14 protein-coding genes and 1 riboswitch are annotated in these 17,368 nt (G+C 67.7%); of the genes, 10 read left to right on the plus strand and 4 right to left on the minus strand.

What is annotated here, in order from left to right; genetic code table 11:
• Nucleotides 1–68 precede the first annotated feature (68 nt).
• Entirely contained in the window at nucleotides 69–2,141 is a 2,073-nt protein-coding gene (locus tag GGR33_RS08385) for a M23 family metallopeptidase (protein ID WP_183503933.1), read from the minus strand.
• 356 nt (nucleotides 2,142–2,497) lie between these two features.
• Nucleotides 2,498–2,694: riboswitch (cobalamin riboswitch) on the plus strand.
• Nucleotides 2,695–2,855: 161 nt separating this feature from the next.
• Between GGR33_RS08385 and GGR33_RS08390 the strand changes: the two genes are divergently transcribed.
• The 8 genes from GGR33_RS08390 to gatB all read left to right on the plus strand — a co-directional run bounded on the left by GGR33_RS08390 (nucleotide 2,856) and on the right by gatB (nucleotide 12,305).
• On the plus strand, nucleotides 2,856–4,802 hold the full coding sequence (locus tag GGR33_RS08390; protein WP_343068443.1) for a TonB-dependent receptor plug domain-containing protein: 1,947 nt from the start codon (nucleotides 2,856–2,858) through the stop codon (nucleotides 4,800–4,802).
• Between the two features lie 5 nt (nucleotides 4,803–4,807).
• Nucleotides 4,808–5,665, plus strand: a complete 858-nt coding sequence (locus GGR33_RS08395) for an ABC transporter substrate-binding protein (protein ID WP_183503937.1) — start codon at nucleotides 4,808–4,810, stop codon at nucleotides 5,663–5,665.
• Nucleotides 5,662–6,687 (plus strand): FecCD family ABC transporter permease, encoded by a 1,026-nt coding sequence (locus GGR33_RS08400; RefSeq protein WP_183503939.1) that lies wholly within the window; start codon nucleotides 5,662–5,664, stop codon nucleotides 6,685–6,687. The genes GGR33_RS08395 and GGR33_RS08400 overlap by 4 nt, the downstream gene beginning before the upstream one ends.
• A complete protein-coding gene (locus GGR33_RS08405; protein WP_183503941.1) occupies nucleotides 6,687–7,487 on the plus strand; it encodes an ABC transporter ATP-binding protein in 801 nt (266 codons plus the stop codon). Before GGR33_RS08400 ends, GGR33_RS08405 begins: the two co-directional genes overlap by 1 nt.
• Nucleotides 7,484–8,458 carry a DUF6925 family protein gene (locus GGR33_RS08410; protein WP_183503943.1) on the plus strand — a complete coding sequence of 325 codons (975 nt, stop codon included), beginning with the start codon at nucleotides 7,484–7,486 and terminating at the stop codon, nucleotides 8,456–8,458. Before GGR33_RS08405 ends, GGR33_RS08410 begins: the two co-directional genes overlap by 4 nt.
• Before the next feature lie 122 nt (nucleotides 8,459–8,580).
• Nucleotides 8,581–9,090: a GNAT family N-acetyltransferase gene (locus GGR33_RS08415; protein WP_210301920.1), complete on the plus strand. Its 510-nt coding sequence runs from the start codon at nucleotides 8,581–8,583 to the stop codon at nucleotides 9,088–9,090.
• Between the two features lie 139 nt (nucleotides 9,091–9,229).
• Nucleotides 9,230–10,627 carry a GntP family permease gene (locus tag GGR33_RS08420; protein WP_183503945.1) on the plus strand — a complete coding sequence of 466 codons (1,398 nt, stop codon included), beginning with the start codon at nucleotides 9,230–9,232 and terminating at the stop codon, nucleotides 10,625–10,627.
• A 205-nt stretch (nucleotides 10,628–10,832) separates the two neighbouring features.
• The gene (gene gatB, locus GGR33_RS08425; protein WP_183503948.1) at nucleotides 10,833–12,305 is read left to right on the plus strand and encodes an Asp-tRNA(Asn)/Glu-tRNA(Gln) amidotransferase subunit GatB; all 1,473 of its coding nucleotides are present in this window, start codon (nucleotides 10,833–10,835) and stop codon (nucleotides 12,303–12,305) included.
• A gap of 624 nt (nucleotides 12,306–12,929) precedes the next feature.
• Here gatB and GGR33_RS08430 read toward each other — a convergent pair.
• On the minus strand, nucleotides 12,930–13,427 hold the full coding sequence (locus GGR33_RS08430) for a DUF3280 domain-containing protein (RefSeq protein WP_183503950.1): 498 nt from the start codon (nucleotides 13,425–13,427) through the stop codon (nucleotides 12,930–12,932).
• 159 nt (nucleotides 13,428–13,586) lie between these two features.
• Here GGR33_RS08430 and GGR33_RS08435 point away from each other — a divergent pair, with 159 nt between their 5' ends.
• Complete coding sequence (locus GGR33_RS08435) at nucleotides 13,587–14,912, plus strand: flavin monoamine oxidase family protein (protein WP_210301951.1); 1,326 nt, start codon at nucleotides 13,587–13,589, stop codon at nucleotides 14,910–14,912.
• Between the two features lie 63 nt (nucleotides 14,913–14,975).
• Nucleotides 14,976–15,566 (plus strand): cyclic nucleotide-binding domain-containing protein, encoded by a 591-nt coding sequence (locus tag GGR33_RS08440; protein WP_183503952.1) that lies wholly within the window; start codon nucleotides 14,976–14,978, stop codon nucleotides 15,564–15,566.
• Nucleotides 15,567–15,652: 86 nt separating this feature from the next.
• Here the strand turns inward: GGR33_RS08440 and GGR33_RS08445 are convergent, their stop codons facing one another.
• Together GGR33_RS08445 and GGR33_RS08450 are read right to left on the minus strand one after the other, a co-directional pair.
• On the minus strand, nucleotides 15,653–16,075 hold the full coding sequence (locus GGR33_RS08445; RefSeq protein WP_183503954.1) for a cupin domain-containing protein: 423 nt from the start codon (nucleotides 16,073–16,075) through the stop codon (nucleotides 15,653–15,655).
• Between the two features lie 33 nt (nucleotides 16,076–16,108).
• Nucleotides 16,109–17,263 carry a complex I NDUFA9 subunit family protein gene (locus GGR33_RS08450; RefSeq protein WP_183503956.1) on the minus strand — a complete coding sequence of 385 codons (1,155 nt, stop codon included), beginning with the start codon at nucleotides 17,261–17,263 and terminating at the stop codon, nucleotides 16,109–16,111.
• Between the last annotated feature and the right edge of the window lie 105 nt (nucleotides 17,264–17,368).

Raw genomic sequence — 17,368 nt, forward strand, 5'->3', positions numbered from 1 at the left:
CACTCGCCGACACCCACCTCATCATGAGGACTGGGGAGGGGGCCACCAGCCGAGGCACCCCACGAGGGTCACCGCATCGCGTCGCGCTGCGCCATGGTCGTTGCGGTTTTCGACTTCTGCATCGTCGCCTCGATCTGGTCGCGCTGGCGCTTGAACTCGGCGAGCAGGCGGCCGTCGAGTTCGCGGCCGCGGGGGACGCGGATCTTCAGCGGGTCGACGAAGTGGCCGTTGATGATCACCTCGTAGTGCAGGTGGGGGCCGGTCGAAAGGCCGGTCGTGCCCACGTAGCCGATCACCTGGCCCTGGGTGACGCGGGCGCCTTCTCGCACGCCGCGGGCGAAGCGCGACATGTGGTTGTATGTCGTGATGTAGCCGTTGATGTGCTGGATCTCGACGCGCTGGCCGTAGCCCGACGACCACTCCGCCTTGATCACCGTGCCGTTGCCGGCGGCGAGGATCGGCGTGCCGATCGCGTTCGCCCAGTCGACGCCGGTATGGAGCTTGGCATAGCCAAGCACCGGGTGGCGGCGGTAACCGTAGCCCGAGCGCAGGATGCCGTCGGCGATCGGCTTGCGCATCAGGAACTTCTTGAGCGAGCGGCCCTGCTCGTCGAGGTAGTCGACCGAGCCGTCGTCGGGCGACTGGAAGCGATAGATCTTGCGGGTCTCGCCGGACAGGTTGAGCGAGGTGTAGAGCAGTTCCGGTCGCTCGTTGGCGCTCGCCCCCGAATCCTCGTCGTAGCTGTAAAACACGTCGAGGCTGTCGCCGGTGGAGATCCGGCGCTGGAAGTCGACGTCGTAGCTGAACACCCGGACGATGTCCTCGAGAGCCGTCTTCGGGATCTCGTGACGCGCGGCCGTTTCGTAGAGGCTTTGGTAGAGGCGCGGACCGGAGCCGGTCTCCTCCTCGTCGTCGTCATCGTCGGCCGCGTTGGCCTGGGGCTGCGGCTTGCCGTCCTGGATCTCGTCGCTCGGCGGCGCCACCGAGACGAAGCTGCCGCGATCGTTCATCGCGGCAATCGCCTCGACGCCCTTCTCGCCGTAGAGCACGACGCGGGTGACGCGGCGGCCGTCTCCGGGCTTCGGCCCGGGCGCGATCTGCACGCGGAACTGCTGGCCCTCCGTGAGAGCCGCCGTCTTGGTCTTGCCGCCGAGCGCCGTGACGATGCCGCGGATCGCGTCCTCGCTCACCAGACCGGTCGCCTTCAACACCGTCTCGATCGTGTCACCGCGCTTGAGCGCCAAGTCGCGCTCCTCGACGAGGGCGGCTTCGCCCGTCTTCAACTCGACCTTGCCAAGGCTGGTGACGTTCTCGGGCACCACGAGCACGTCGATCGACTTGAACGGGCTGCCGTCCTTGCCGGCGATCCCGGCAGTGTCGAACCCGGCGGAGGCGGAGCCCGGCTGCAGCGTGCGCGAGAGCATGATCTGCGGCGCGATCGGCAGCGCCGTGCGCCGTCCGACCTCGGCGGTGAGGCGGCGCTCCTCCTCGACCTGAGCCGTGACGTCGTCGTCCGTGAGTGCCGGCGCGCTCGCATCCATCGGCAGATCGCCGAGATCGCGCTTGATCACGCTGACTTCGGCGCCGGGCCCCTCGGCCGCCGCGCCCGGATCCGATGCGCGGTCCTGCGGCTCCTCCGACGTGATCTTCATCGGATCGAACTTCGGCACGTCGGTCGCGAACACGCCCGTCTGCATCGACAGGGCCGTCGAGACGCGCACGAACGGTTTGACCTTGATGATCTCGCGGTCGCCGAGCCTCACCGTGACCGGCGTGCGGAAGGTCTGTTTGGCGGAGGCGATCATCAGGTTGCGCACGAGGCGGTCGCCCTTGCGCGCCACGCTTGCGCCGTCCTCGCCCACCTCGCGCCGGGAAGAGAGCGTCACCTTCTCGGGCATCGCCGCGAAGGAGGCGCCGCTGGTCAGTGAGACCTGGATAGCGGCGCCGAGCAGGGCCGCGCCGGTGATGCCGGTGAGAGCGCTGGCGCAGAGCCAGCGCAGGTTGACGTCGCGACGGTCGACCTGCGTCGCCTCGCCGCCGGCCATGTCGAGCGGCGGCTCAATGCCGCGCTCGAACAGGCGCGAGGGGCGCCCGCTGGAGGGGCTGCCGGCCTCGCCGATCTTGAGCCGCGCACGGGTCAACGGCGTACCATGGTCAAGGGTCTCGGGCTCCGGGACGTCAGGTCGCTCGATGAGGGGAAGCCGGTCCGGCGTGGGCACGAAAGTGCCGCGCGGATCAGCTCTCGGATCGAGCGAGGGGCGTCTCCCATCGTGTCGAGGCCCAGCGTGTCGAGATTGAGGCGCAGGCCGCCTCCGGAGGCGGTCCGCACCGGTTCGTCGGGAGACGAAACGGCGTCTGCCGGATCGCCCTTCGTCACGCCCCCATCTAGCATGGATTGCGTGCAATCCGTCCAGCGCGGGCTGTCACTGCATGGAGACACCCGACCTCTTCCGCCGTGCTCAGCCGCTAGACTGTATTGACGGCTGGATGGGCCAGGCCCTAGCTCAAGCTCGACGGTTCCCGAAAGGGATCAAAAGGGAACGCGGTGAGGGGCTTGCCCCGATGCCGCGGCTGCCCCCGCAACTGTAAGCGGAGAGCCTTCCGCCACCTGTGTCACTGGGTACCTCACCCGGGAAGACGGATGGAAGGCAGTGACCCGTGAGCCAGGAGACCTACCGTCAGTCGTGGTCACACGCGAAACGCGTCGGGCGGGGTGCCCTGGCGGGTGTCGAAGCCTACGGCCGTGTCCGTTCGGTGAGACCTCGTTCGCGGTGACGTGCCACTGCCGTCGCCCGAGGTCCGTTCCCGTGTCCCATCTCACTTCCCCCGCGCTCAGGCGCGCCCTTTCGTCATGCGTGGCGTTCACGCTCCTGGGTGGTCTGCCAGCCCTCGCGCAGCAGACGGTCGCGCCCCTCGCGAACAGCCGCCCGGGAACGGCCGAGACGCTCGAGGAGATCTCCGTCAGCGCCACCGGCGTGCCGACCCCGGTCTCGCAGACCGGTTCGAGCGTCACGGTGCTGACCGCCGAGACGCTCGAGCAGCAGCAGCGCCGCACGGTGCCCGATGCGCTGCAGCAGGTGCCCGGCCTCAACGTCGTCCAGACCGGCGGTCCGGGCGGACAGAGCTCGGTCTTCATCCGCGGCGCGAATTCCAATCACACGAAGGTTCTCATCGACGGGATCGATGCGAGCGACCCGTCGAACCCGAACGGCTCGTTCGACTTCGCGCATCTGCTCACCGACGACCTCTCGCGGATCGAGGTGCTGCGCGGGCCGCAGAGTGGTCTCTACGGCGCCGACGCCATCGGCGGCGTGGTCTCCTTCACCACCAAGCGCGGCGAAGGGCCGATGAGGATCACGACCCGCGTCGAGGGCGGGTCCTACGGCACCTTCAACCAGAGTGGCCGCATCAGCGGCTCTCAGGACGGCTTCGACTACTCGGTCTCGGTGGCCCACTTCCGGGCCGCGGCGACGCCGGTCACGCCGCTCGATCTCGTGCCGCCCCGCGGCCCACGTCGCCCGAATTACTACGACAACGAGACCATCTCGGCGAAGCTCGGCTACCAGGTGACGGATGAGTTCCGCATCAACTCGATCACGCGCTTCAGCAACGCGACGCTGCGCTTCAATACCGACGATTACAGCCAGTTCCCGGCCGTCCTGTTCGGCACTGTCCGCAACGAGCAGGGCAATCAGCAGATCTATACGCGCAACGAGGCCGAGTGGACGCCGATCGCCGGCTTTCACAACGTCTTCGCGATCAACTATTCGAATCTGTTCAATCGCAATGCGAGCGACATCTACAACCCGCTGGCGCTGATCCCGAATACGAATACCGGCGAGCGCCTACGCTACGAGTATCGCGGCGACTATCTGCTGTCGCCCGGCAACCTGATCCTGTTCGGCGCGCAGCGCGACGAGGAGCGCCTGTTCAACTCCGACCCGAATCCATTCGGGACCGGCGATCTGAAGGCGCGTAACGGCAATACCGCCGGCTATGTCGAGGCGCAGCTCACGCCCTTCGATCGCGCCGCCCTCGTGGCCAACCTGCGCCATGACGAGAACGATGCTTTCGGTCCTGCCACCACCTTCCGCGTGGCGCCGAGCTACGTGCTCCCCTTCTCGGAGACCCGCATCAAGGGCAGCATCGGCACCGGCTTCAAGACGCCGACCCTGTACCAACTCTACGTCAACATCCCGTCTTTCGGACAGATCGCCAATCCCAACCTGAAGCCTGAGGAAAGCTTCGGCTACGACGCCGGTTTCGAGCAGCCGCTCGGCGACCGCGTGCTGGTCGGCGCAACCTATTTCCACAACGATTACAAGAACCTGATCCAGACTCTGTTCTTGCCCGGCTTCCAGTACAGCTACGAGAATATTGGCAAGGCCGAATCCTACGGTGCGGAAGCCTTTGCCTCGGTGAAGTTCACGGACACGCTGTCGGGCCGGATCGACTACACGAACACGGTCACGAAGGACGAGGTTAGCAACCTCGAACTCCTGCGCCGGCCCCGCCACAAGGGCAGCGCGACCGCTCTCTGGTCGCCGCTGCCGGGCCTGACCCTCAGCGGTACGCTCGTCGTGATCGGCCCCTTCGTGGACGGCAATCGCGACTTCTCGATCCCCCGCTTGAAGAATCCCGGCTTCACCACAGTCAACTTCGCCGTGAATTACGACATCAACGAATCCGTCAGCGTGTTCGGCCGCGTCGATAACCTGTTCGACCGCCGCTACGAGAACCCCACCGGGTTCCTCGGACAGGGCCTCGCCGTGTATGGCGGTGTCCGCGTGAGCACCTTCTGAGGACGATGCGAAACCTGGCTCTCCTCTCTGCGGCGACGCTGGCGGCCTGCTTGGCCGCCGGCATCGTCGCGGCGGCGGAGGCGCCCCTGCCGGCGCACCCAGTCCGCGTCGTCTCGATGAACCTCTGCGCGGACGAACTCGTGCTGCGGCTCGCCGACCGCGATCAGATCGCGGCGGTGACTTGGCTCGCGCGCGATCCCCGCGGCTCTTCCGTCTTCGCGGAGGCGGCCGGCGTGCCGCTGACGCGGGGGCTGTCCGAAGAGGTGATCGCCCTGAAACCCGATCTCGTGATCGCCGGGGCCTTCACCACGCGCAGCGCCGTCGGCATGCTGAAACGGATCGGGATGCCGATGCTCGAACTCGGCCTGCCGGGGGATTTCGAGGGCGTCCGTGCGCAGATCCGAACGGTCGCGAAGGCGCTCGGCCACCCCGATCGCGGCGAGGCCCTGGTCGCCGATCTCGACAGGGGGCTCGAGACGGTCGCGGCAGCACCCCGGCCTCTGCGTGCGCTGGTGATGCGGCCAAACGGCTTCACCGTCGCTCCGGGCTCCCTCGGAGACGCGGTCATCCGCGCGGCCGGTCTCGTCAACGTCGCGGCAGAGATCGGGCGCGATCGCTCCGGGCAGGTTCCGCTCGAAGCCGCCGCCTTCGCCGAGGCCGACCTCATCGTCCTCGACGATTCCGGCAGCGGCACGCCGTCGCTCGCCGACGCTCTGCTGCATCACCCGGTGCTGGAGCAGCTTCGACGGGAGGGGCGCACCGTTTCCATCCCGAACCGGCTCTGGAACTGTCCAGGGTCGCAGGTGGCGGAGGTGGTCAAGCGGTTGGCGAAGGCTGCACGAGAGCGGACGGTCCTCCAATGAGTGCACCCTTGCGGCCTGCTATCGTCGAACGATCCCGCCCTGGCCGCTTGCTCGTGCCGGCGCTCGCCATTCTCGTCGGGATGCTCGTCCTCGCCTCCATCGCCTGCGGTTACGCCGCCTTCGACGTGTCGGCTGCCTTCGCGGATTGGCTCGCCGGCCGCAACACGCTGCCGGCCCTGGTGCTGTCGGAGCTGCGCATCCCGCGGGCGCTGCTCGGGGCGCTCGTCGGCTTCAGCCTGGGGCTGACCGGAGCAGTGATGCAGGGCTACCTGCGCAATCCGCTCGCGGATCCCGGAATCCTCGGCATCTCCTCGGCTGCGGCCCTCGGCGCGGTGATCGTTTTTTACAGCGGCATGGCCGGGGCGCTCAGCCTCGCCCTGCCGCTCGGCGGGATCGCGGGCGCGGCCGGGGCGGCGCTTGCGATCAACCTGCTGGCCATGCGCGGCACCGGCACGCTGGGGCTGATCCTCGCGGGCGTCGGCCTGTCGAGCCTCGCCGGCGCGCTGACGGCGCTGGCCCTCAACTTCGCGCCGAACCCCTATGCCGCCCTCGAGATCGTCTTCTGGCTGATGGGTTCGCTGACCGACCGCAGCATGGACCATGTGTGGCTCTGCTTGCCGCTGATGCTCGTCGGCTGGCTGCTGATGCTCTCCACTGGCCGTGCACTCGACGCGCTGTCCCTCGGCGAGGACACCGCGGCGAGCCTCGGGTTCGATCTCGTGTCGGTGCGGCTGCGCATCGTGACTGGCGCTGCGCTTGCAGTGGGAAGCGGCGTCGCGGTGAGCGGCGCAATCGGCTTCGTCGGGCTGGTGGTGCCGCATCTGGTGCGCCCGCTCGTCGGCGCCCGGCCTTCGGCGAGCCTCCTGCCGAGCGGGTTCGCGGGGGCCGCCCTGGTGCTGGTTGCCGACATCGCCGTGCGGCTGCTGCCGACGCGGCCGGAGCTCAAGCTCGGTGTGGTCACGGCCCTCGTCGGCGCGCCGTTCCTGATCGGCCTGCTGTTCCACCATCGGGGAAGGGGCTGATGCGCCTTGCGGTGGAGAATGCCGTCATCCGCCTCGGCGGCCGCACGATCCTCAACGGCGTCACGCTCGGCGTGGGGCCGGGCGAGTTCGTCGGCCTCGTCGGCCCGAACGGCGCCGGCAAGACCACGCTGCTGCGCCTGCTCGCCGGGCTGATCGCCCCCGCCACTGGCCGGGTCACGATCGATGACCGCCCTCTCAATGACGTCTCGCGGGACGAGCGTGCCCGCCGGCTCTCCGCCTTCTTTCAGAACGCGGGTATCGGCTGGCCGATGCGGGTGCGCGAGATCGTCGGGCTCGGCCGACTGCCGCATCGCCGGACCTTCGCCGCGGAGAGCGCCGCCGACCAAGAAGCCATCGCCCGCGCCATGGCGATGACCGAAGTCGCCGGACTCGCCGACCGCATCGAGCCGACACTCTCATCCGGCGAGCGCATGCGGGTGCTGCTCGCCCGCGCGCTCTGCGTCGAGGCTGAGATGCTGCTCGCCGACGAGCCGATCACCGCCCTCGATCCCGCCCACCAGCTCGACGTGATGGCACTGCTGCGCCGGGTCAGCCACGATGGCGCCGGAGTGATCGCCGTGTTGCACGACCTGACGCTCGCCGCGCGCTATTGCGACCGTCTCGTCGTGATGGCCGAGGGCCGTATCGTCGCCGATGGCGCTCCCGCGACCGCGCTTCAGGATGGCCTGCTGCGTTCCGTCTTTGGCGTCACTGCCCAGCGCGGCAGCCATGTGGATGGCGGCGCCTATATCCTGCCCTGGGCCCGCGCGGGCAGAGAACCGGGAGAGACACGCCCATGACGATCGCCACCGCGGCAGAGATTGACGACGTACGCGCCGTCGAGGCGTTGCTGCGCGCCAGCCTCGCCGATCCCGAGACGGGCTGGAGCGTCGGCAGCTTCGGCGCAATCGCCGAGTTCATCCGCGACGCCGACGAGACCGTCACCGAGCTTACCGACGGCCGCCTCGGGGCCTATACCTCGCGTGGCGCCATCGCCTTCACGCCGATCCCCGGCCTGCGCCCGGTCGCCTACGAGACCGCGATCAATTCCGGCTGGAACCACGCGATCGCCCTCTGCCTGCCGGAGGAGGCCTGCGCCATGACGCGCCGGACGGTCGTCACCGAACTCGGCCCGGACAAGGACGCGGCCCGCGACGAGGACCGCGACGCCATCCTGTTCGATCTCGGCCTCGATCTCCTCGCCATCGATGCCTGCGTGCGCTCGGCCGATCCGGAGACCATCGCCTGCCTGCGCTCCGGCGTGGGCAAGCCGGTCTTCGATCACGCCAACCCGATCGGCCCGCGCCTCGTCGCGATGAGCCCGAACCGCGTCTTCGTTGGTCGGGCTGGCCGCGCCGAAGTGTTTCAGCCCATCCCTCCGGCGGACGGGAAGAGTCCCGAGGGACCGCATACCCACGTCATGCCGAAGCTGTTGAAATCCGGGCGGACCCACGCAGCCACCACGCCGATCCCCGAGGGTTTCGTGCCCTTCGCCGCAATCCACCCGGCCCATCCCTACAAGGACGCCCTCGGCCAGCGCATCCCATTCCTGCAGGAGCGCGTGGATGCCTTTCAGGCCCTGCTCGACCGCTGGGGCAACGCCGATCTCGTCGCCGCGAAGCGCCACGTCACGGAGGGCGGCAATCCCGACGAGGTCGGCGCCGGCCGCCACATCCAGGCGGCCCGGCGCGTCGCCGAGAATCAGGCGCGCTACCGCCGCGGCGAGATCATGGAGATCGCACCGGATGAGGCAGAGCCGGAGGTGGAGTGAGCGCAGCGGCGAATGCTTCTGCACTCCGCACACGTCCCCATGCTTCCAGGCGCACGGGCCCGGACGGCTCTGCGCGATTACCGTCGTGCACGCGGTTCGACGTCGAGACATGAACCTTGGGCTTGAGCGTTGTGACCACCGCAGACACGATCACCATACGCCCCGCATCCGTCGCCGATCGTAGCGCGATCCTGGCCATCCTCGAACCTATCGTGCGCGCCGGCGATACCTACGCCCTGCCGAGCGATTGGAGTGGCGACGCGATCCTCGATTACTGGATGGCCCCAGCCCATCGCGTGCTCGTGGCGGAGATCGGCGGTCGGGTGCTCGGCACCTGCTACCTTCGCCCGAACCAGTTCGGCGGAGGTGCTCATGTCGCCAATGCCGGCTACGCGACCCATGCCGACGCCGCAGGCCGAGGGATCGCACGCGCCATGGCCCTGCACTCTTTCGACGTGGCGCGCGAGGCCGGCTTTACCGCGATGCAGTTCAACTTCGTGGTGGCGAGCAACGAGCGCGCCGTCTCCCTGTGGCGATCCTTCGGCTTTGCCGAGGTCGGCCAGCTCCCCGGAGCCTTCCGGCATCCGCGCCTCGGCTTCGTCGACGCATTGGTGATGCATCGGATGTTGTGAGGGACGCCGTGGCGGGTGTCACAGCGGCTGCGCCGGGCGCGGCTATTCAGAGTTCAAATCTTCGAGGTCGTGCCGCGATGCCTTGACTCTCGGCATATCCACCTTCGACAGCATTATCCTGCCCTGCCGAGGAGTGCTGATGAGCTTCGTGGTCTGCCTTGCGGCACTCTTCTTCCTGATGGCGGTCGCCTATCGCGGCTTTTCGGTTATCCTGTTCGCGCCGATCGCGGCCATGGCCGCTGTGTTGGTGACCGACCCGGCTGCCGTCCCGACGATCTTCTCCGGCCTGTTCATGGAGAAGATGGTCGGCTTCCTGAAGCTGTACTTTCCGTTGTTTCTGTTCGGCGCAGTCTTCGGAAAGCTCATCGAGATCTCGGGCTTCGCCCGCTCCATCGTCGGCGCAGTGACGGGGCTGCTCGGGCAGGGCAGGGCGGTGGCGGCGATCGTCCTCGTCGGCGCGATCCTGACCTATGGCGGCGTCTCGCTCTTCGTGGCGGTCTTCGCGGTCTATCCTTTCGCGGCCGAGCTGTTTCGGCGCAGCGACATCCCCAAGCGCCTGATCCCCGGCACCATCGCGCTGGGCGCCTTCACCTTCACGATGGACACGCTGCCGGGCACGCCGCAGATCCAGAACATCATCCCGACCAGCTTCTTCAAGACCGACGCCTATGCCGCGCCCTGGCTCGGCATCATCGGTTCGATTTTCGTGTTCGTGCTCGGCGTGAGCTGGCTGGAATTCCGCCGCCGCCGGGCGGCTGCTGCCGGCGAGGGCTATGGCGCCGACCATGCCGAGGAGCCGGCGGTCAGCGAGGATAAGGTCGCGATCCATCCAGCCGTCGCGATCTTGCCGCTGCTGATCGTCGGGATCGGCAACAAGCTGCTGCTGTCCTGGATCACCGCCTCCTACGGCGCGGAGGCTTCGGCCGCGCTCAACCCGGAGATGGCCGCGCATCCGGTGACGCTTCAGGTGAAGGCCGTCGCCGCGATCTGGGCGGTTGAAGGCGCACTCATCCTCGGCATCCTCGCCACTGTGCTGCTCGGCTTCCGGAACCTCGCGAGCCGCTTCTCTGAGGGCTCCAAAGCAGCGGTCGCCGGCTCGCTCCTCGCCGGCATGAACACCGCCACCGAATACGGGTTCGGCGCGGTCATCGCCGCGTTGCCGGGCTTCAAGGTGATCTCGGATGCGCTCTCCGCGATCCCGAACCCGCTGGTGAACGAGGCCGTGACGGTCAACGTGCTGGCCGGCGTCACCGGCTCGGCTTCGGGGGGCCTCTCGATCGCCCTGGCCGCGCTCGGCGAGCGCTTCGTGCAGGCGGCGCAGGCCTCTGGGATTCCGCTGGAGGTGATGCACCGTGTCGCCTCCATGGCGAGCGGCGGCATGGACACGCTGCCGCATAACGGCGCGGTCATCACCCTGCTCGCCGTCACCGGTCTGACGCACCGGCAATCCTACGGCGACATTTTCGCGATTACCTGCATCAAGACGCTGGCGGTGTTTTTCGTGATCGGGGTGTATTACGCGACGGGATTGGTGTGACGCGGTTCGTCATCGCGAGGCGAAGCCGAAGCAATCCAGGGCCGACACACTGACGTTGCGCGTGTGGTCCTGGATTGCTTCGCTGCGGTCGCAATGGCGACGCGAGGCGGTTGAACTGGTGCCTCGCCTTGACCGGCGAGCCTCGCCCTTCCTACACACGCTGAAGACTGCGGATTGATCCTCCGCGCCGAGATCCCGAGACGTCATGAACGCCCCCGTATCCCCGAACAAGCTCATCAAGGGCGGTCTGCACGACTGGGAGGTCGTGATCGGCATGGAGATCCATGCCCAGGTCACCAGCCGCTCCAAGCTGTTTTCGGGCGCCGCCACCGAGTTCGGCGCGGAGCCGAACGACCATGTCTCGCTGGTCGATGCGGCGATGCCGGGCATGCTGCCGGTGATCAACGAGGAATGTGTCGCGCAAGCCGTGCGCACCGGCCTCGGGCTCAAGGCCAAGATCAACCTGCGCTCGGTCTTCGATCGCAAGAACTATTTCTACCCGGATCTGCCGCAGGGCTATCAGATCTCGCAGTTCAAGGATCCGATCGTCGGCGAGGGCGAGGTGCTGGTCGATCTCGCGGACGGCGAGTCGATCACGGTGGGCATCGAGCGGCTTCACCTGGAGCAGGATGCCGGCAAGTCGCTGCACGACCAGGACCCCACGAAAAGCTTCGTCGACCTGAACCGCTCCGGCGTCGCGCTAATGGAGATTGTCTCGCGGCCGGACCTTCGCTCTTCCGAGGAAGCGCGCGCCTACGTGACCAAGCTGCGCACCATCCTGCGTTATCTCGGCACCTGCGACGGCGACATGGAGAAGGGCAACCTGCGCGCCGACGTGAATGTCTCCGTTCGGAAGCCCGGCGATCCGCTCGGCACGCGCTGCGAGATCAAGAACGTCAACTCGATCCGCTTCATCGGCCAGGCCATCGAGGTCGAGGCCCGTCGCCAGATCGGGATCATCGAGGATGGCGGCACGATCGACCAGGAGACGCGGCTCTACGATCCAGGCAAGGGCGAGACGCGCTCCATGCGCTCCAAGGAAGAAGCGCACGACTACCGCTACTTCCCCGACCCGGACCTCCTGCCGCTCGAATTCGACCAAGCCTATGTCGACGGACTCAGCGAGGGCCTGCCAGAACTGCCGGATGCCAAGAAGGCGCGCTTCATCGCCGATTTCGGGCTTAGCCCCTACGATGCCGGCGTGCTCGTCGCCGAGCGCGCCTCGGCCGACTATTTCGAGGCGGTGGCGAAGGGCCGTGACGGCAAGGCCGCCGCGAACTGGGTGATCAACGAGCTGTTCGGCCGCCTGAACAAGGAAGGCAAAGGCATCGAGAACACGCCGGTTTCGGCCGAGCAGCTCGGCGGAATCGTCGATCTGATCGGCGAGGGCGTGATCTCCGGCAAGATCGCCAAGGACGTCTTCGAGATCGTCTGGAGCGAGGGCGGCAACCCGCGCGAGATCGTCGAGACGCGCGGCATGAAGCAGGTGACCGACACCGGCGCCATCGAGGCCGCTATCGACAAGATTATCGCCGAGAACCCGGACAAGGTTGCCCAGGCCAAGGAGAAGCCGACGTTGCTCGGCTGGTTCGTAGGGCAGACCATGAAGGCCACCGGAGGCAAGGCCAACCCGGCCTCTGTCAACGCGCTGCTGAAGGCGAAGCTCGGCATCGATTGACCCGCGCCGTCCTTGCGAGCGCAGCGAAGCAGTCGGAGACCACACCGGCGACGTAGGCGCGTTGGCCCCGGATGGCTTCGGCTTCGCCTCGCGATGTCGTCTGATCGGGCGTTGTCGTCACGACGATAGGCGCCAGCCGGCCTAATTGCCGGGGCGCTGGGCAGCTACCATCGATGACTGTCTTCGCCGCGGAAGGACCGCGGCGGAAGCGGCTCTAGGTGGGGCTGATGCGTGTTCGAAGTCGTACCTATTACAGGTCGCTTCTGCGCCCCTGGGGCCGCTTCCGTCCGGTGGCTCGTCACGTACGCCGCTCGATCTCAGGCCAAACCGCTCCTGCGATCTTCTACGCGGCTTTCTGCTGGGGTGGAGTCATTCCTGTCTCCTTCAGCCAAATCTCTTCCCAACAACGATAAAATGATCGCCGTTTCTCCGAGACGTCTGTGCTTCCCTCGCGAAGCACTCAGATAGACTGCGACTGTCTTCGCAGCGGGTCAAGCGGAATTAGCGCTCAAGCTTCACCCATGTGTGGTGAAAGAATGCTTTCCATCGGGGTCACCTCGATCCGTCAGAGACTTACCGCAATGCGGTGTCGGCGGAAAAAGATCATGAAGGCCCGAACCGTCGTCATCGTTCGAGGAGTTGGTTCTTGACCAGATATTTGATCCCACGGTCGAAGGACTCGTCGGTGTTGCCGCGCAGGTCGACGCTGAAGGCCTTCTCCGGCGCCCCCTCCTTCAATGAGCGGTGGTAGACGTTGATGTTGAGGATCAGGTTCGAAACCTTCTGGACCTCGCCGACGAAGACGCTGTCCGCTCCGAGCGCCTTGCCGAAGGTGTCGGCGCAGCCACCGCAGGCGCGCAGGTCGCTCGTCTTGGCGACGTCGTCCTTCACGGGATCGGTTGGGACGAGGGTGTAACGTCCGGTGTCCTTGAGGAGCGTGCGGAATTCGTCGCTGGTCCTCTTCAGCCGGGCCTTGTCGTCCTCCGTGGGCGGCGTCGGCGCGCCATGGGCAAACTGGAAGTCGAACACTGCGACCTTCTCGGGCTCTGCCCGGACGGCCGCAGTGAGGCCCAGCACCGTCGCCGCGGCGAGGCCGCCGATCGCGAGTCTCGTCGGCGTCATTGGGATTCTCCATGATTGTGCGGGACCGGATGCCCCCGGCCTATCCGAAGGCCAACGCCACAGGCTCCGGATCGATCAATGGACGGCCGGGAGAGCACGACGCGGCTGCGTCGCCGCGTCCCCGGTGACGATGCCGTCCGGATCTGCCAGCAGGACACCATGACGCCCGATCGCATCGCCGTCCCGCCCGCCCATGCCCGCTTCCGCTCGACGGTGGTGGCGCGTCTCGCACCGTTGCCGGTCGCGCCGGACGTGATCGTCGTCGGCGCCGGCGCGGCCGGGATCGGCGCGGCCCGCCATCTGCTGGAGGCCGGGCTCTCCGTCGCCGTCCTGGAGGCGCGCGACCGCGTCGGTGGCCGGGCCGTTACGACGAGCCTGCGCGGCCACCCGATCGATCTCGGCGCCCATTGGCTCCATGCCGGCCCGGTCAACCCGCTCGTCGCCCTGGGGCAGGCGCGCGGTGAGCCCCTGCGGAAGGCGCCCCAGGACGGCCATCTCGTCATCGGCCGCCGCCGCGCCCGGCCGCCCGAGCGACGCGCCTTCTCGAACGCCTTCGATCTCGCCGATCGCGCCATGACGCTCGGCGCGTCCCGCACCAGCGAGGATTGCGCGGTAGGCTCGCTCGTCCCCGTCGGGCTCGGGCCATGGAGGGACCGGATCGAGCTGGTCCACGCGCTAGTCTCTGGCCGGCCGCTCGACCAGGTCTCGCTGCACGACTGGCCGAGCCTGGAATACGGCGACAACTACTTCATCGATGGTGGATACGGCGCCTACCTCGCGCGCCTGGCGCAGGATCTGCCGATCGCTCTGCAGACGCCCGTCGCCCGCATCGATCGCTTGGCGGGTGGCGTGAGGGTCGAAACCGCGGACGGCGCCTCTCTCTCGGCAAAGGCCGTGATCGTCACGGTGCCGATCATGGTGCTGCAATCGAGTATCCGCTTCACACCGGCCCTGCCGCCGGAAATCCGCTCTGCGATCGATGGACTTTCCTCGGGTACCTACGAGCACGCGGTGCTGCACTGGCCTTCGGCGCCCTTCATGGGCCGGGATCGGCTCGCCACTATCGTCGGCGGCCGCTATCGCCCACCCGGCCTGCTCACCCGGATTGGCGGGACGCCGTTCCACTATTTTGAGATGGATGCCGCCATGGCCGAAGGGCTCGACGCCAAGCCGGCTTCGTGGCAGGCCGCCCGCCATCTCGTGCGCACGGTGCTCGCCGAGCATTTCGGCCATCGCGCGCTGCATGATCTCGGCATCCCCGCCGTCACGGAATGGCGGCACGACCCCTGGTCGCGAGGGGCCTGGGCCGTCGTGCCGCCGGGTCATGCCCCTGCGCGGCTTGCGCTGAAGGCGGCTGTCGACGAGAGACTGTGGTTTGCGGGCGAAGCGCTGTCGCGCGAGCAATGGGGCACCGTCGGCGGCGCCTACGCGGAAGGCGAACGGGCGGCCGGCGAGATCGCGGAACGGTTCGGCCCGGGCGCCTGAGCCGCGCCGCATTGCCTGATCATGGTGGCGTCACCGGGAAGGCGCCGGATCGCGGGGGGATGCATGAACTGGGTCGAGGCGATCGGCTATGCCGGCACCGTGCTCACTGTCGCCTCGTCGGCGATGAGCACCATGATCCCACTGCGCATCGTCGCGCTCACGGCGAGCTGCGTCGTGATCATCTATGGTTTGATGATCGGCAGCTTCCCGGTTGTTCTCACCGAGATGATCCAGATCCCGTTCAATGCCTGGCGGCTGTACCAGATGGTCCGCCTAGTGAAGGACGTCGAGAAGGCCGCTTCCGGCGATCTCTCCCTCGACTGGCTCAAGCCATTCGGCAAGGCGCGCCAGTTCAAGGCGGGGCAGGTGATCTTCCGGATGGGGGACGAAGCCTCGGAGATGTTCACCATCGAGAGTGGGCGCTTCCGCATCCCCGAGCTCGACGTCGAACTCGGTGCGGGCGACGTCGTCGGTGAGCTCGGTATGCTCGCGCCAGACAACCGCCGCACCGGCTCGCTGATCTGCGTCGAGAGCGGGCACGCACTCTGCCTCGCTTATTCGGAGGTCAAGCAGCTCTATTATCAGAACCCGGAATTCGGGTTCTATTTCCTCAAGCTGACCAGCGAGCGGCTGTTCCAGCATGCCGGCCGGTAATCCTCGGCCGAGCCGCGGCACGCTACGGCCGAAGCGACCTGATCCATTGTCCCGTTGCTGCGCTTCGCTCTCAACGACGGACGGGCCTAATCCTTCTGCCGCATGAAGCTGTCGGGCGTGCCGGTGCCACTCTCGACGAAGCGGATGTCGCGCGGGGCACGGCGGGGCGTGTCCACTGAGAGGAACACCATCGGCTCCTCCAGGATCTTCGGCACGGAGTGGACCACGCCGCGCTTGAACACCACGAGCTTGCCCGGGCCGACTTCCACCGGCTCCTCGTCGCCGAACTTCATCAGGCAGCGGCCCGAGAGAGAGTAGAGATATTCGTCACAAGTGGAGTGCGTGTGCGGCGGCGTCGGTTTGTAGACGCGAAACACGCGGGCGCTCGCCGCCTCGTCGTCGGTGAAGCGATGGTCGGCTACCATCGTGTCCGAGGTCTGGGGCAGCCGGGCGGCGTATTCGGCCACGTCGAACACCGCGTGATCCACGACGGACGCTTCGCTCGACATCGTCTGCCTCCCTGGCTCTCTCGCTTCGATCGGCTAGCTGCGTGTTCCCCAGCGCTTGCCCATGGCGCCCGCCGTCGCGGCCCCCTGGCCGATCGCAGGTCCGCTCGCCGTGCGCGGATGATGCGCGGATGGCGCGCTCGCCGGCTGCGGTGCGAGCAGGTCGGGGACGGCTTCCTCGCTCTCGGTGCCGCGGCCCTGCGCGAACTGGCCGTGCTTGCGGTAGGTCCAGAGGTAGCCCGGCACGACGGCCTCGGCGGCGGTCGGCGCGATGCCGAGGCCCTCGATGGTGCGGCCTTCGGACTTCGCTGCTTCCGAGACCACGTTGTCGGTCTGCAGCATGATGACCTGATCGCGGGTCAGCTTGAGATAGTCAGGCAGCAGGCCGAGGGTCGCCGTGTTGACCAGCTCGAGCGCGCGCGCCTGCAGACGCGCCAGCGGCCAGGGCAGATCGACGACGACGCGCTGGCGCATCGTCACCTCGAGCATGTAGCGCACGAAGTATTCCAGCGTGCCGACCTCGGGTCCTCCGAGCTCGTAGACCTTGCCGGCCTCGGCCTTGCCGTCGACGGCCCGCGCGATTGCCTCGGCGACGTCACCGACGAAGACCGGCTGGAACCGGGTGAGGCCGCCGACCAGCGGCAGCACGGGCAGCATGGTGGCGAGCGTGGCGAAGCGGTTGAAGAAGCCGTCGCCCGGGCCGAATTGCAGGGAGGGCCGAAAAATCACCGCGTCGGGACGGGCCTGCAGCACCTCGGCCTCGCCCAGCGCCTTCGAGGAGGCGTAGACTGACTCGGAGGCCGCGTCGGCGCCGAGCGCGGACATGTGGATCACCCGCGCGCCGACCTCGGCCGCAGCGCGGGCGATCTCGCCGGCGCCCTCGGTCTGGAGCCGGGAGAACCGCTGGGGACCGCTCTCCTGCAGGATGCCGACGAGGTTGACGACGATGTCGGCGCCCTCGACGGCGCGGCGGATCGAATCGGGATAGCGCAGGTTCGCCTGCACGGCCACGATCTGGCCGACCCAGCCGAGCGGCTGCAGGAACAGCGCCAGATCCGGCCGCCGCACGGCGACGCGGATGCGGTAGCCGCGCTTGGCCAGCGCGCGCACCACGTGTCGGCCGACGAAGCCGGACCCACCGAAGATGGTCACGAGCTGATCTTGCGGGCGGGTCGGGGGATCGATGCTCATCGCCGAACGAACCTGTCTCAAGCGCATCCCGACGGGACGACCACCGTTTCGGCGGTCGAAGGGGCGCGGCAACACCAAGAACCGAGAGGCCCCACCACGGGAAGA

The organism is Methylobacterium brachythecii (assembly GCF_014196345.1).
Lineage (GTDB): Bacteria > Pseudomonadota > Alphaproteobacteria > Rhizobiales > Beijerinckiaceae > Methylobacterium > Methylobacterium brachythecii.